10 protein-coding genes and 1 tRNA gene are annotated in these 13,568 nt (G+C 58.4%); 4 read left to right on the top strand and 7 right to left on the bottom strand.

Annotated elements, in window-relative coordinates; translation table 11 throughout:
• Positions 1-160: 160 nt before the first annotated feature.
• From AC33YF_RS05110 to cpdR, 3 genes are all read right to left on the bottom strand, one after another.
• On the bottom strand, positions 161-655 hold the full coding sequence (locus AC33YF_RS05110; protein ID WP_491776125.1) for a lactoylglutathione lyase family protein: 495 nt from the start codon (positions 653-655) through the stop codon (positions 161-163).
• Positions 656-1,652: 997 nt separating this feature from the next.
• A tRNA-Val gene (locus AC33YF_RS05115) sits at positions 1,653-1,727 on the bottom strand.
• A gap of 88 nt (positions 1,728-1,815) precedes the next feature.
• On the bottom strand, positions 1,816-2,205 hold the full coding sequence (gene cpdR / locus AC33YF_RS05120) for a cell cycle two-component system response regulator CpdR (protein ID WP_491776126.1): 390 nt from the start codon (positions 2,203-2,205) through the stop codon (positions 1,816-1,818).
• A 246-nt stretch (positions 2,206-2,451) separates the two neighbouring features.
• On the opposite strand from cpdR, the gene AC33YF_RS05125 reads away from it, so the two are divergent.
• Together AC33YF_RS05125 and hisN are read left to right on the top strand one after the other, a co-directional pair.
• Positions 2,452-3,351: an N-formylglutamate amidohydrolase gene (locus AC33YF_RS05125; protein ID WP_491776127.1), complete on the top strand. Its 900-nt coding sequence runs from the start codon at positions 2,452-2,454 to the stop codon at positions 3,349-3,351.
• A gap of 301 nt (positions 3,352-3,652) precedes the next feature.
• Entirely contained in the window at positions 3,653-4,450 is a 798-nt protein-coding gene (gene hisN / locus AC33YF_RS05130) for a histidinol-phosphatase (protein WP_491776128.1), read from the top strand.
• A 30-nt stretch (positions 4,451-4,480) separates the two neighbouring features.
• Here the strand turns inward: hisN and AC33YF_RS05135 are convergent, their stop codons facing one another.
• Positions 4,481-5,437, bottom strand: a complete 957-nt coding sequence (locus AC33YF_RS05135) for an alpha/beta fold hydrolase (protein ID WP_491776129.1) — start codon at positions 5,435-5,437, stop codon at positions 4,481-4,483.
• A 300-nt stretch (positions 5,438-5,737) separates the two neighbouring features.
• Between AC33YF_RS05135 and AC33YF_RS05140 the strand changes: the two genes are divergently transcribed.
• Complete coding sequence (locus tag AC33YF_RS05140) at positions 5,738-6,199, top strand: Hsp20 family protein (protein WP_491776130.1); 462 nt, start codon at positions 5,738-5,740, stop codon at positions 6,197-6,199.
• Between the two features lie 144 nt (positions 6,200-6,343).
• Here the strand turns inward: AC33YF_RS05140 and AC33YF_RS05145 are convergent, their stop codons facing one another.
• From AC33YF_RS05145 to AC33YF_RS05155, 3 genes are read right to left on the bottom strand one after another with little or no spacing between them, the layout of a single operon-like run.
• A complete protein-coding gene (locus AC33YF_RS05145; RefSeq protein WP_491776131.1) occupies positions 6,344-7,108 on the bottom strand; it encodes an HvfC/BufC N-terminal domain-containing protein in 765 nt (254 codons plus the stop codon).
• Positions 7,105-8,001, bottom strand: coding sequence for an MNIO family bufferin maturase (bufB, locus tag AC33YF_RS05150; RefSeq protein ID WP_491776132.1), 897 nt, complete (start codon positions 7,999-8,001; stop codon positions 7,105-7,107). Before bufB ends, AC33YF_RS05145 begins: the two co-directional genes overlap by 4 nt.
• Positions 8,001-8,306, bottom strand: a complete 306-nt coding sequence (locus AC33YF_RS05155) for a BufA1 family periplasmic bufferin-type metallophore (RefSeq protein WP_491776133.1) — start codon at positions 8,304-8,306, stop codon at positions 8,001-8,003. Before AC33YF_RS05155 ends, bufB begins: the two co-directional genes overlap by 1 nt.
• 502 nt (positions 8,307-8,808) lie before the next feature.
• On the opposite strand from AC33YF_RS05155, the gene gltB reads away from it, so the two are divergent.
• Positions 8,809-13,521, top strand: coding sequence for a glutamate synthase large subunit (gltB, locus tag AC33YF_RS05160; RefSeq protein WP_491776156.1), 4,713 nt, complete (start codon positions 8,809-8,811; stop codon positions 13,519-13,521).
• Positions 13,522-13,568 lie beyond the last annotated feature (47 nt).

The raw sequence follows: 13,568 nt of genomic DNA on the forward strand, positions 1-13,568 counted from the left end.
AAGCCCCGGCGCGGGGGCACCGGGGCTTCGGAGAGCACAACGCCAAGGCTTCATCGGGGGGGGCAGAGGCGAAGCCTTAACGAGTTATTTACGTTACGGGGAAGCCAGACATTTGGATCACTGAGTAGCCTAACGACCGCCACTATGGTCTCGCTAACACTCAGTACGCACCCTGCGAATACGTCAGTTCGTAACTGTGCGAGTAGACCTCAAATATCAGACCGAAGGGGTCCTCGACGTAGCACATCCGGTAGGGTTTCTCCCCCGGATAGTATTCACGGATCGGCATACGCTGCTTCCCCCCATGCTCCGTGATCTTCTTCACAAGGCCCTCAATGTCCGGGTCCTGTACGCAGAAGTGAAAGGTGCCAGTTCTCCAGTACTCGAAGTTCTCAGGGCGCTCGTTGTTTGGGAACTCGAAAATCTCAATACCGATCCTGTCGCCCGTTGACATATGGGCGATCCGGAATGAACCCCAGCCGCTTCCAAATACCTCGATGCACATCCTGCCGATTGCTGTATTGCTCTCTTCCCGTATCTCGGTTGGCGGCATTATTTGATACCAGCCCATGACGGTCGCGTAGAACTCAACGGCCTTCTCAACGTCCGGAACGGAAATCCCGATGTGCGAAAAGGTCCGAGGATAGGTTGCCATAGTCATTCCCTCTGAGTGCTTTTGCCCGCGCAAGGCCAGCATGGCAGGACGATGCTCATCGCGCTAGGACGTTCATGGGTGTTGAGGGTTGTTGAGGGGCTACATGCTCAACAGCACAGTTGTAACCAAAGCCACAGTGCCCACCCAAGCCACTACTACGGTGATGCTAAGGGCAATAGTCGCGAATGTGTTCACGTCACCACCTCTTCGAAAATCAGCGCCCTCTTTCAGAGGGTGGGCGCGGAACGCCCTGTCATTCCGCACCCGCTTGCCGAGAAGAGTTTTCATGTAGCCAGTTCAGGGTCTGACCGTGCGCATTGTTTGCGCGGCCGATTGAACCCGTCTTGAACCGGCTGTTCAGGTAACGTTCAGAGAAGTCGAAAAGCGAAAGGGCCCTGCCTATGAAGGCTTCAGGCGCTTGACGGCAGCTTCCATTTAAGCGCATCGGAAGTCGCCTGGATCGCAGGCTCAAGGATCGCTTCGTCATCGTTGGCTGGTGAGTTCAGGCGCCGTGAGATTGGCCACATCTTCGTCAGGGCTGGTCCGCTGTAACCAGCCAAGCTCGCGCCACATCGATCAGGCACTGTGCTGGTCATGGCACTCAAATCAAATCACCTAAAGACTGACCAACACATCGCTAACGTCTGCGCTCCAGGTCGTGGAGCCTTCAGTTGTCGTTACCTCAGTGGCGAAGGTGGCGGCTGAAAGTGTGCCACGATCGCGGGCTCCAAACTCCAACGCTATATCGATGAGCGAGCCGAAGCTGACCTGATGAATGCCTTGGCGATCAACTGCAAAGGCAGAACTTTGAATGGCACGTCCGCACATAATGAGACGATAGGGCACTGTGGCCCGGCGGGAAAACGAAGAACGGCAGCCCCAAGGATCTGACTACATTGCCGACGTGCCAAATGTTCGCATAGCGTTCACACGAAATGGCCTGCCACCGTCCTGATCCAGGAGAACTCACCTACGGTGCTGTTTTTATTGAGTTAAATGGTGGGCGGCACTGGGATCGAACCAGTGACCCCTACGATGTCAACGTAGTGCTCTACCGCTGAGCTAGCCGCCCTCGATGCGAGGCAAGCCACCTTCGACAAGCCGCCTTCTATATGAGGGGCCACGCCAGATGGCAAGCCACGGATTGTGGACGGTTTGGCCTAGGCCGCCAGCATCCGCTCGACCTCGTCGACCAAATCGCGCAGATGGAACGGCTTGGACAGGATCTTGGCGTCCTTAGGCGCGTTATTGTCTGGATTGAGCGCCACGGCCGCAAACCCGGTGATGAACATGATCTTCAAGTCTGGATCGAGTTCGGCGGCTTTGCGCGCAAGCTCAATCCCGTCCATCTCGGGCATCACGATATCGGTCAGAAGCAGCATAAAGGGCTCTTCCTGCAGCCGATCATATGCCTCCATTCCATTGCCAAACGATACGACGTCGTAGCCAGCTTTCTCTAGTGCTTTGACCAGGAAGCGGCGCATATCGTCATCGTCTTCGGCCAGAAGAATACGCTGCACGCTGCGCACGCGCGGATCGTTCGCTTCCATAATCCTCGTCCCCTTCAACAAGTACCCTGTTACGCCTACACGAGGATGGTAAACGACCGCTTGCCTTATTGTTTAACTTTTGCAGCGTGTCTCACCCGTCAGGCCTGTCAATCATTGCCGCTATTGAGGCTCGGCACAAGCCGTAACGCGCCTAGACAGGCCCGCCACTCATTGGCAGAGTTAACGCCGGAGCGCCGCTGAACAGTCGGCCTCTCTCATGGGCGCGTAAGGACTAAGGTTTGGCGTATGAGCCGAAAAGAGGCCGAAACAATTGAACGGGAGCTGTCACCGCCATTTACCGTGATGCGGCCGCAAAAGCTGGCGGTTCCCGTCGTTTTCAACTCCCCACACTCGGGCCGGATCTATCCCACCACGTTTCTTGCGGCTTCCAAGCTCGACCCATTGACCTTAAGGCGGTCGGAAGATGCCTATGTGGATGAGCTTTTCAGCTTTGCCGCATCGCTTGGGGCCCCGCTCCTACACGCTCACTTTCCGCGCGCCTACTTGGATGTAAATCGTGAGCCCTACGAACTCGACCCAGTCCTGTTTCGTGATGGGTTGCCTCACTATGCCAATACGCAATCCGTTCGGGTGGTCGGCGGCCTCGGCACGATCGCACGGATTGTCTCAGAATCCCAAGATATCTACCGAGAACCGCTCACGGTCGAAACGGCACTGGAACGGATCAACCGACTTTATGTGCCTTACCACGAGACCTTAGGAGCGCTCCTAGTGGAGGCAAAGAGAGCGTTCGGCTTTGCAATCTTGATAGATTGCCACTCTATGCCCTCGACCCCAAGAACCGAGAAGCGTTCGTTCCGGACCGACTTTGTGCTGGGCGATCGCTTTGGGACTTCCTGCAGCAGTGAACTAACGTCTTTGGCAGTCAAGGCTCTGGAAACGAGCGGTTTTGACGTGACGCTCAACAAGCCTTACGCGGGTGGCTATATCACGGAGCACTACGGTCGCCCCCATAAGGCCCAGCACGTTCTGCAGATCGAGATCAACCGCGCGCTCTATATGGATGAGAAAACATTTGAGCGCACAGAGCACTTTGACCACCTGCGAGAAAGTTTGGAGGCGGTCATACGCGGCATGATACCGAGCATTCCCGACCTGTCCGTTCCCCGCGCAGCGGCTGAGTAGAGGCAACACACAAAAAAAGGGGCCGTCCGATTGAACGAACGGCCCAAGTCTAGGGAGGAAACGCCCAAGGAGGGCAGCGATACGGCCTGGAGAGCCATACCGCATTGCAACATTATGTCATTGCGACGCACAAAAATCAAGGTCTGCACGCAGTTTGTCGACAAAATTGGAACACTGATGCAGCAAAGCCACGCTTCATAGGGTCGAGCGCAGCGGCCAGGGGCGCCCCCTATTCCGAAATTTCGCCCTTTCGGCCTGGAGGCCTTGACTTTCAAGCGCATTCACCGCCAAGCGTTAGGTTGTGACTAAGAGCAATCGCACCGATTTTCAGGGTTATTTGGCAACGGCGCACACTCTCGCTGACCGAGCGTCTGCGGTCATATTGCCGCATTTTCGTTCGGATCTGAGCGTCGACCACAAAGGCGGCACTGACTTCGACCCTGTCACAGCGGCAGACCGGGATGCGGAAACGGCCATCCGGGAGCTAATATCGGCGACCTACCCGGAACACGGCATTGTGGGGGAAGAGTTCGGTGACACCCGGCCCGCTGCCGAGTTTTGCTGGGTCATCGATCCCATTGATGGAACGCGCGGCTTTATTATGGGCCAGCCTCTCTGGGGAACGCTCATTGGCCTGACGGCCGGGGACGGGCCCGTGCTTGGAATAATGAACCAGCCCTATATCGGCGAGCGGTTCTGGAGCGGTGAAAGCGAGGCCTTCTTTACGCGGGGCAGCGAAACGCGGCGTATCCAGGTTCGACGTTGCCCGGTGCTCGACAGTGCAGTCCTCGCAAGCACGGCGCCGGAGCTATTTGACGATCAAGAGTTCTCTCGCTTCGAGGCTTTGTCGCGCGCGGTGCGCCTGAGGCGCTATGGCGGCGACTGCTACAATTACTGCCTCCTCGCGATGGGACAGATTGACCTTGTGGTCGAGTCCGGACTCAAATCATTCGACATCCTGCCACTCGTGCCGATCGTCGAGCGCGCAGGAGGCATCGTGACAACATGGGACGGCGGGGACCCTAGTACGGGCGGACGCATCGTGGCGGCTGGAGATCCGCAAGTGCACGCGGCAGCGTTGTCGGTACTCACCGCATAGGCCTAGTAGTCGCCAAAACAACTTGGCGCGTTAAGCTGTCTTGCGAACAGCTACGCCCGGCGCAAAGGCATCGAAGGCGGCCCAGAACTGCTCTCGGATGGAGTCCCGCTCTTGAAGGATCTCGTGTTGCGCGCCCCGTAGCACAATCTGTGTGCCCGCCCGTAGCCGCGACGATAGAGTTTCAATCGCCTTGTTCGAGACTATGCGGTCGTCGCCAGCGACAACCAACAAGGAAGGGACGCGAATTTTGGGCGCGTATTTTGCGCCCCGCAGACGCGACATGGCGTCAAACGCCGCATCCAACCAGCCGATCGTCGGCGGTCCCACTGCGAGGCCCGGTGCGGCGTCCAGGACCTCAACATTTCTGTGAAATCTCTCCCGATCCGACGTCAGAGGATTACCCTCGAAGACATCGCTGGGCCAGATCAATGGCTCGCCGGGGACGGCTTGCTTGCTAAGCCCGAGCCAGGAGAGACCTGTGGCAAGCCCCGCGCAGAAATCCTGCGGCACCGGCAGCTCCGCTAATTCGACCATTGGCGCGGTCGTAATCAAGCGGTGGAACCAGCAGCCGCGCTTGGTCGCGGCGTTGAAGAGGATCGGCGCGGACATGGAGTGCGCGAGCGCGTAATAAGGCATCGGACAATCGGGAAGGACGACTTCCTTCATGAAATGCCGAATGTCCTCCTCGTAATCGTCGAAGCTGCGGATATGTCCACGCGAGGCCCCGCGCACCAGGCGCGTCGATCCGCCCTGACCGCGCCAGTCGATAATGGCGACGGCAAAGCCCCGGCGTCTGAGCTCGCCAACGGTCTCGAAGTATTTTTCAATGTACTCGTTGCGGCCCGGAAAAATGCATACAGTGCCGCCGCGCTGCTGCAAGGCGGACTGCCAGCTCGCACAGCGGACTTTGACCCCCTTGCGCACATCGAGAAAGCCCGCGTTTGCGCCGAAAGGCACCGGATTCTTGGATGTCGAAACGAGAGTCATCGCAATTCAGTAAGTCCTGTAGTCCGGCGAAGCATAAGGATCAGTTCGCCCTCTTCTTCTTACAGCCGGTTTGCCTCCGCCGACAACTGACCATAGCGCTTTGCAGCCGACACCAGCGGCTCCCAGGCCCAGCCGAAATCTAAATTTCATCATAGAATTCAGCGCCCTAAACATCTTGAAGCGCCCTAGAGGCAACCCTATATCCGCAATGCGCAAAGGCCCTTCGGATTTGCGTCTCAAAGCTCGGCTCAGAACCAAGAGCGAGCTTCCAACCATATCGCTTCATAAGGAGGATGTGACATGAGGCATTACGATTTGACCCCACTTTACCGCTCTACTGTCGGTTTCGACCGGCTGGGTTCGCTGCTCGATACGCTCAACGCGTATGAGGGCGATGCTCCAGCTTACCCGCCCTACAACATCGAGCGGGTGAGCGAGAACGACTATCGCATCAGCATGGCTGTGGCCGGCTTTAGCGATGCCGACCTCGATATCGAGGTGAAGGAGCATACGTTGTCCATTCGCGGCGACAAGCAGGCCGAGCAGGAGAATTCGACCTACCTACATCGCGGCATCGCCGCCCGCAGCTTCGAGCGCCGCTTTCAGCTCGCTGATCATGTCGTCGTGAAAGGCGCGAGTTTGGAGAACGGTCTTCTGCATGTGGACCTTGTTCGAGAGATCCCCGAGGCCATGAAGCCGCGGACCATCGAGATCACGACCAAGTCTGACGCCCCGACAACGATCGATAGCCAGGCAGCGTAAGCACGTTTACTGCCGACAAAACGTCGGCTGAAAGCAACAAGGGCGCTTCATGTCAATGGAGCGCCCTTTCGTTTGCAAATGCAGTTTCACCTCAACGGGGCCGGCCTTGTGATAGTGGCCCATTAGCAGCGGCATGAGTTGCGCTCAATGGGCACCTACCAGCGCGCCACTCCGCATGAGGCCCGCGAGATTTGCTGACAGATCGAATTCAGGCGTCTGCTCTAAGGCTGCAGCTGCGGCCGCGGGCATTGTCGCGCCCGCCATCAACGCCTCGATGAAAGCAGCGCCGCCGGGCGGCAGACGGCGAACGGCGACTTCGAGGGCGGGTCGCAGCACCAGCGCATCCTCACCATCGGCCGGCAATTGACCTGGTTCGTCATCGTCGTCGCGCATCGTGTGTTCCCAGATCGTGATCACCGGATAGGGCGACCGAACCAGGCTCGCGGAAGGATGGAACGAGAGCACAAGCTCCTCGACGCGTGGACCGAGCGCCACAAACGCCTCCTGAGTTAATGGCTCAGCGTCGGCAGCGTGGTACGCCCGGTGCCAAGCCATTTCGAGGCGGGCCACAGCGGCAAGGTAAGGGACCGACGACGCCGGCGGGAAGGCATCGACAAAGTCTGCAAAGTCGCCGCCATATTGAAGAAGAACAGCTGAACGAGGCAGCGTTTGCTCGACATACTCCCGCGCCATCGCCCGGAAGAACTCTTCTCCCACGAGTTTCACAGTCGCCGGAAGACGTCCAGCAAGCAGGTTGATGAGGCTGACGTAGACGTTGTTCCGATAGACCGCGAAGCGCCGATCTGCGCTGCGGCCGTCTCGACCGGCTAGTGCGGTTGGAACAGCGGCTCGCGCATCGAGCAAAGCTTGTGCGAAAGCTTCTTCACGCTGGAGTCCGTCGGCGCTCATGTCGCGACCGCGAATTCCGGCGCCGTGGATTTGGCCGTGAGCGCGATAAGGCGATCGGCGCGCTTGGCCTCTGCAAACAGCACGGACCAAGACGGTACGTCGTTGTCCCATTCAATGAGGGTCGGCAAGGCTCCCGTGTGTGCCAGCGTGCCCTCGTAGAGTGTCCAGACGGGATCGGCCACCTCACGCCCGTGATCGTCGATAAGCAAAAGTGAACCGTCTTCGTCAGCATCCTCTGCATGACCACCAAGATGGACCTCTCCGACATGCTCCAAGGGAAAGTCCTCGAGATATTCGGTCGCTCCGAAACCATGGTTCGCGGCCTGTACGAATACGTTATTGACGTCCAGCAAAAGACCACAGCCAGTCCGACGAACAACTTCGCGCAAAAAGTCGACCTCACGCATCGTTGTCTCAGGGTAAACGACATAGGTGGACGGATTCTCCAGCAGCATTTGCCGCTTCATGGTGCTCTGCACTTCATCAATGTGCTCACAAACACGCGCCAGGGTTTCGTCTGTGTACGGAAGAGGCAGAAGGTCGTTGAGATACACCTCGTCGTGGCTCGACCACGCCAGATGCTCGGAAAAAAGTGCTGGCTGGTAGCGGTCGGCAAGCCCTTTCAGCCGCGCGAGATGGTCTGTATCGAGCGGGCCGGCACCACCGATAGACAAACCTACGCCATGGAGGGATATGGGGTAACGTTCGCGGATGGCGGTGAGATAGGCATGAGGCGGTCCGCCCGCGCCCATATAGTTTTCCGCATGGATCTCAAACCAGCCGATATCCGGCGCGCCATCAAGAATGTCGCGATAATGCTCCGGCTTAAGCCCGACCCCGCTTGTCTGCGGAATCGGGCTCTTACCAAATGTCGCCGAAAGCGCCATCGCCATTACGCAGGCGGGTTGTCGCGATCAAGCGCGGTCAAGCTGCCCTTGCGGCCACCTGGCAACTCCATGGTCGTGCAGGTACCCTTTGGCACAAGCTTCCAAGCGTTGCCCTGATAGTCGACTGTCGATGAGCCAGCACAAGTCGTGCCAGCGCCCGCGGCGCAATCGTTTGCGCCGGCCTTAGCGACGCCGAAGCACTTCTCCTGGTCTTCGGCAACGGCCGGAGCGGTGGTGGTGGCAAGGCCAAGTGCGGCTGCAAAAGCGCCGGCCACGGCCACGCCGGAGAGAGTCTTGGTGTGATGTGTCATGTCTAGTCCTTTTAGGGGCTGAAGTTGCTTCTGGGGACGACGAACGGCCGAGGGCTGATCCGTTGGTCGTCCGTCATCGTTCCAACGTGAGTGGGCCGCGAAAGTTGCCTCCGGTCAAATCACGCCTCCGACAGTTTTTCGTGAACCGGCGAGGGCCACTCGTGGGTGTTATTCCTAGGGTGCGGTTATCTCAGCAATGACTTCCAGCCCAATCAAAACGAAAATCTTGCGCTTGTGTACGCCTCGGAAATCTGGCATTTTGGGGCGAAATAGGACAGGCTTGCTGACCTTTGTATCAGAGTCTGCGGCGCGGACTTTTTCACAACGCCTCTCAGGGGGTAATCTGCTCCCGGGAACGCCGCATTTGCTCGCTCGAGGGCTCGCTTGCCGACCAGGCCTGAACCTCACTACTGCCGATACAGTCACATTGGTGGGGTAGACGGTCAGTGGCCCAACCCCAACATGTCCGCCCAAATGGCGACCTAGAGAAGTCATGCAGAAGATGGCACCCCGTGCGCCCATAGCTCGACCCTCCGACGAGGCTCTTGGCGGCCTACCGCCCGCGCAAGGCCTTTACGATCCGGCCAACGAACACGATGCGTGCGGCGTTGGCTTCATCGCAGACTTGAAGGGGAACAAGAGCCACAAGATCATCGAGCATGGCCTTGAAATTCTTGTGAACCTCACGCATCGCGGCGCGGCGGGGGCCGACCCGCGCGACGGCGACGGCGCCGGCATGCTCGTTCAAATCCCCCACGAGTTCTTCGTCGAGGTCTGCGCGCCACTTGGCTTCGACCTTCCGGCTCCTGGCGAGTATGCGGTCGGACAGATCTTTATGCCCTCCAATCAGGCGCAGCGCATTTATTGCGAGTCCGCCGTCGAGCGCGTAATCGAGTCCGAGGGCCTAACCTTCCTGGGCTGGCGTACGGTGCCGACGGACAATTCAACGCTGTCGCCCGAAGTCGTCGACACTGAACCGGCTCATCGGCAACTCTTCGTAGGGAGAGGCCCCAACATCCAGGACGAGACGGAGTTCGAGCGTAAGCTCTATTTGCTCCGCAAGGTCATTTCGAACACCATCAACGGCGAGACCGGCGGCCGCGATATCGGCTTCTATATAGTGTCAATGTCCTGCCGGACGGTCGTCTACAAAGGCATGTTTCTGGCCTACCAGCTGGGCGCCTACTATCAGGATCTGCATCACCCCAAGTTCAGTTCGGCGCTTGCGCTCGTTCATCAGCGATTCTCAACGAACACTTTCCCATCCTGGAAGCTCTCCCATCCTTACCGGATGGTCGCACACAACGGTGAGATCAACACGCTGCGCGGCAATGTGAACTGGATGGCCGCGCGTCAAGCAAGCGTATCATCGCCCCTTTTTGGCGGCGACATCGAGAAACTCTGGCCAATCTCGTATGAGGGCCAGTCTGACACGGCGTGCTTCGACAATGCGCTCGAGTTCCTCGTACAAGGCGGCTATAGCCTCGCCCATGCTGCAATGATGCTCATCCCCGAAGCCTGGGCTGGCAATCCGCTGATGGATGCCAAGCGGCGCGCATTTTACGAATACCATGCGTGTCTAATGGAGCCGTGGGACGGGCCAGCCGCCATGGCGTTCACCGACGGACGACAGATCGGCGCGACGTTGGACAGAAACGGCTTGCGGCCTGCGCGCTACTTCGTGACGGACGACGGGCTCGTTGTGATGGCTTCAGAGACCGGTGTTTTGCCGCTACCCGAAGAAAAGATCGTCGAGAAGTGGCGGCTCCAGCCTGGCAAGATGCTGCTCATTGATCTCGAGAAGGGCTGCATTATCTCCGACGAAGAGGTCAAAGCAGAACTAACGGGCTCGCATCCCTATCAGGGTTGGCTCGACCGGACTCAGATCGAAGTTCACGAATTGCCAGCCGCGGATGTGCCACCCGCACGGCCCAATGTCAGCCTACTGGATCGCCAACAAGCGTTTGGCTATTCCCAAGAGAGCCTGAAGTTCTTGATGTTGCCCATGGCCCAGACAGGTCAGGAAGCTATTGGTTCGATGGGTACCGATACGCCCATTTCGGCGCTCTCGGCCCGGCCAAAGCTGCTGCACACTTATTTCAAGCAAAACTTCGCGCAGGTCACGAACCCTCCAATCGATCCTATCCGCGAAGAACTCGTCATGTCGCTCGTGACGTTTATTGGACCGCGTCCGAACCTGCTGGACCTCGAGGGGACGTCCAGGGACAAACGTTTGGAAGCCGCCCAGCCCATCCTCACAAACGAGAATTTGGAGCGCATCCGCGCTATCGGCAAGGTCGCGGACAATCAGTTTCTGACCATAACGTTGGACATGACCTATCCCGCAAAGGATGGCGAGGAAGGGATGGCCGGGGCACTCGATAAGTTGTGCCAAGACGCAGAAGCAGCTGTGCTCGAAGGTGACAACATCATCATTTTGTCCGACCGGGCAACAGACAGCGACCGTATTCCCCTACCCTCGCTGCTGGCCACGAGCGCTGTCCATCATCATTTGATCCGATGCGGTTTGCGGACCTCTGTCGGACTTGTGGTCGAAACCGGCGAAGCCTGCGAAGTGAACCAGTTCTGCACGCTGGCCGGCTATGGCGCGGAAGCGATCAATCCGTATCTAGCGTTCGAGACTCTCGAGTCCTTGCTCCCGGAGTTGGATGAGGATGTGACGCTTGACGAGGCGATCGCGCGCTACATCAAAGCTGTGAACAAGGGCATTCTGAAGGTGATGTCCAAGATGGGCATTTCAACCTACCAGTCTTATTGCGGCGCGCAGATTTTCGATGCGGTCGGACTGAAGTCCGAGTTCGTCGGAAAGTACTTCACCGGAACCAACAGCCAGATCGAAGGCGTTGGACTTGCGGAGATCGCGAGGGAAACTGTCGCCAGACACAGGACCGCCTTTGGCGATGCACCTGTATTGCGGAACGCCCTCGAAGTGGGCGGCGAGTACGCTTTTCGAGTTCGCGGTGAGGCTCATTCGTGGCGACCTCAAGTCGTCGCCGATCTTCAGCATGCGGTACGAGGCAGCCTTCCAGAAAAGTATCGTGAGTATGCCGATGCCGTGAATCAGCAAGACAAAGAGCTTCTGACCTTGCGCGGGATGTTCCGCATCAAGAATGCCGACGAAATCGGCCAAGCCCCGATCCCGCTCGATGAAGTGGAGCCCGCAAGTGAGATTGTGAAGCGTTTTGCAACGGGCGCGATGTCGTTCGGCTCGATCAGCCGCGAAGCCCATACCACGCTGGCAATCGCCATGAACCGCATCGGCGGCCGGTCTAACACTGGTGAAGGCGGCGAGGAAGTGGACCGCTTTAAGCCATTGCCGAATGGCGATTCGATGCGGTCGGCCATCAAGCAGGTCGCCTCAGGCCGCTTTGGCGTCACCACCGAATATCTCGCCAATGCCGACATGATCCAAATCAAGATGGCGCAAGGCGCAAAGCCTGGCGAAGGCGGTCAGCTGCCCGGTCACAAGGTTGACGCAACAATCGCCAAGGTTCGGCACTCCACACCGGGCGTTGGCCTGATCTCGCCGCCACCCCATCACGACATTTACTCGATCGAGGACCTAAAGCAGCTCATCTACGACCTCAAAAACGTGAACCCCGCTAGCGATGTGTCGGTGAAACTTGTTTCCGAAGTCGGTGTTGGCACGGTTGCTGCTGGCGTGGCGAAAGCCATGGCCGATCACGTAACGATCTCGGGTTTTGAAGGCGGTACGGGTGCCTCTCCGCTAACGTCGATCAAACATGCTGGATCTCCCTGGGAGATTGGGTTGGCGGAGACGCAGCAAACATTGGTGTTGAACCGGCTGCGTGGCCGTATCGCGGTTCAGGTCGATGGCGGGCTTCGCACCGGACGCGACGTGATTGTTGGTGGACTTCTTGGCGCTGACGAATTCGGATTCTCTACCGCCCCCTTGATCGCCGCTGGCTGCATCATGATGCGCAAATGCCATTTGAATACCTGCCCGGTCGGCATTGCCACCCAAGACCCGGTCCTGCGCGCACGCTTCACTGGTGCCCCGGAGCACGTCATCAATTACTTCTTTTACGTTGCCGAAGAAGCGCGCGAATACATGGCCGCGCTCGGCTACCGCACGTTCGAAGAATTGGTGGGGCGTACTGAAGTGCTGGATAAAGAGAACGCGATCGACCATTGGAAAGCGCGCGGGCTCGACTTCACCAAGCTCTTCCACAAACCGGAAAACGCCGCAGAGCACCCCGTCAGCAATACTGAGCGGCAAGACCACGGTTTAGAGACCGTCCTCGACAACCGGCTGATCGAACTGTGCCGACCTGCAATCCAGGAGAGGAAGCCGGTCAAGCTAGATCTATCTATCAAGAATGTGGATCGCTCTACTGGCGCCATGTTGTCGGGCGTGATCGCTAAAAGCTACGGTCATGCCGGTCTCTTGGACGATACGATTTGGATCCGGTTCAACGGTTCAGCCGGCCAAAGCTTTGGCGCGTGGCTCGCCCATGGCGTGACGCTCGACCTCGTCGGCGAAGGCAATGACTATGTCGGCAAAGGCCTTTCAGGCGGGCGCATTATCGTTCGGCCGCCCGAGGAGTCGGGGATCGTCCCCGAGAAGTCGATTATTGTCGGCAACACGGTGCTGTATGGCGCGATTGCGGGCGAGTGCTACTTTCACGGCGTTGGAGGGGAGCGTTTCGGGGTTCGTAATTCCGGCGCAACGGCGGTCGTTGAAGGCACCGGCGACCACGGGTGCGAGTACATGACTGGCGGTATCGTTGTTGTCATCGGCCCGACGGGCCGGAACTTCGCGGCCGGGATGTCTGGAGGCATTGCCTACGTTCTCGATGAGACGAGAGATTTTGAGCGCCGCTGCAATATGGCCATGGTGGAGCTTGAGCCAATTCCGAGCGAAGATGATGCGATGGAGAAGAAGCAGCATCAAGGTGGGGACCTGGAGACGCACGGGCTGGTGGACCTCACCGACATGACGCGTCACGATGCCGTTCGCTTGCGGAAACTGATCGAAAACCATTTGCACTACACCGGTTCGGCGCGCGCGCGCGATATCCTGGACAACTGGTCCAGCTATCTGCCGAAGTTTGTGAAGGTCATGCCTGTAGAGTACCGCCGCGCGTTGCGGGAGATGGCGCGCCAGCAAGCCGCCGACCTAGACGGTCTTGACACGATCGAGATTGGCTTGCGCGGAGACGGGAAATTGTAGGCAACGACGGATTGCAAGAGCCGGCTCTCAGGACGAAGAAGCTCGGT

This window comes from Methyloceanibacter sp. (assembly GCF_058506495.1).

Excerpts from the sequence above, each read along its gene's own strand:
- AC33YF_RS05135 (WP_491776129.1), bottom strand. The coding sequence starts at position 5,437 with ATGACTCTCGTTTCGACATCCAAGAATCCGGTGCCTTTCGGCGCAAAC.
- AC33YF_RS05125 (WP_491776127.1), top strand. The coding sequence starts at position 2,452 with ATGAGCCGAAAAGAGGCCGAAACAATTGAACGGGAGCTGTCACCGCCA.
- cpdR (WP_491776126.1), bottom strand. The coding sequence starts at position 2,205 with ATGGAAGCGAACGATCCGCGCGTGCGCAGCGTGCAGCGTATTCTTCTG.
- gltB (WP_491776156.1), top strand. The coding sequence starts at position 8,809 with ATGGCACCCCGTGCGCCCATAGCTCGACCCTCCGACGAGGCTCTTGGC.
- AC33YF_RS05110 (WP_491776125.1), bottom strand. The coding sequence starts at position 655 with ATGGCAACCTATCCTCGGACCTTTTCGCACATCGGGATTTCCGTTCCG.
- AC33YF_RS05155 (WP_491776133.1), bottom strand. The coding sequence starts at position 8,306 with ATGACACATCACACCAAGACTCTCTCCGGCGTGGCCGTGGCCGGCGCT.
- AC33YF_RS05140 (WP_491776130.1), top strand. The coding sequence starts at position 5,738 with ATGAGGCATTACGATTTGACCCCACTTTACCGCTCTACTGTCGGTTTC.
- AC33YF_RS05145 (WP_491776131.1), bottom strand. The coding sequence starts at position 7,108 with ATGAGCGCCGACGGACTCCAGCGTGAAGAAGCTTTCGCACAAGCTTTG.
- bufB (WP_491776132.1), bottom strand. The coding sequence starts at position 8,001 with ATGGCGATGGCGCTTTCGGCGACATTTGGTAAGAGCCCGATTCCGCAG.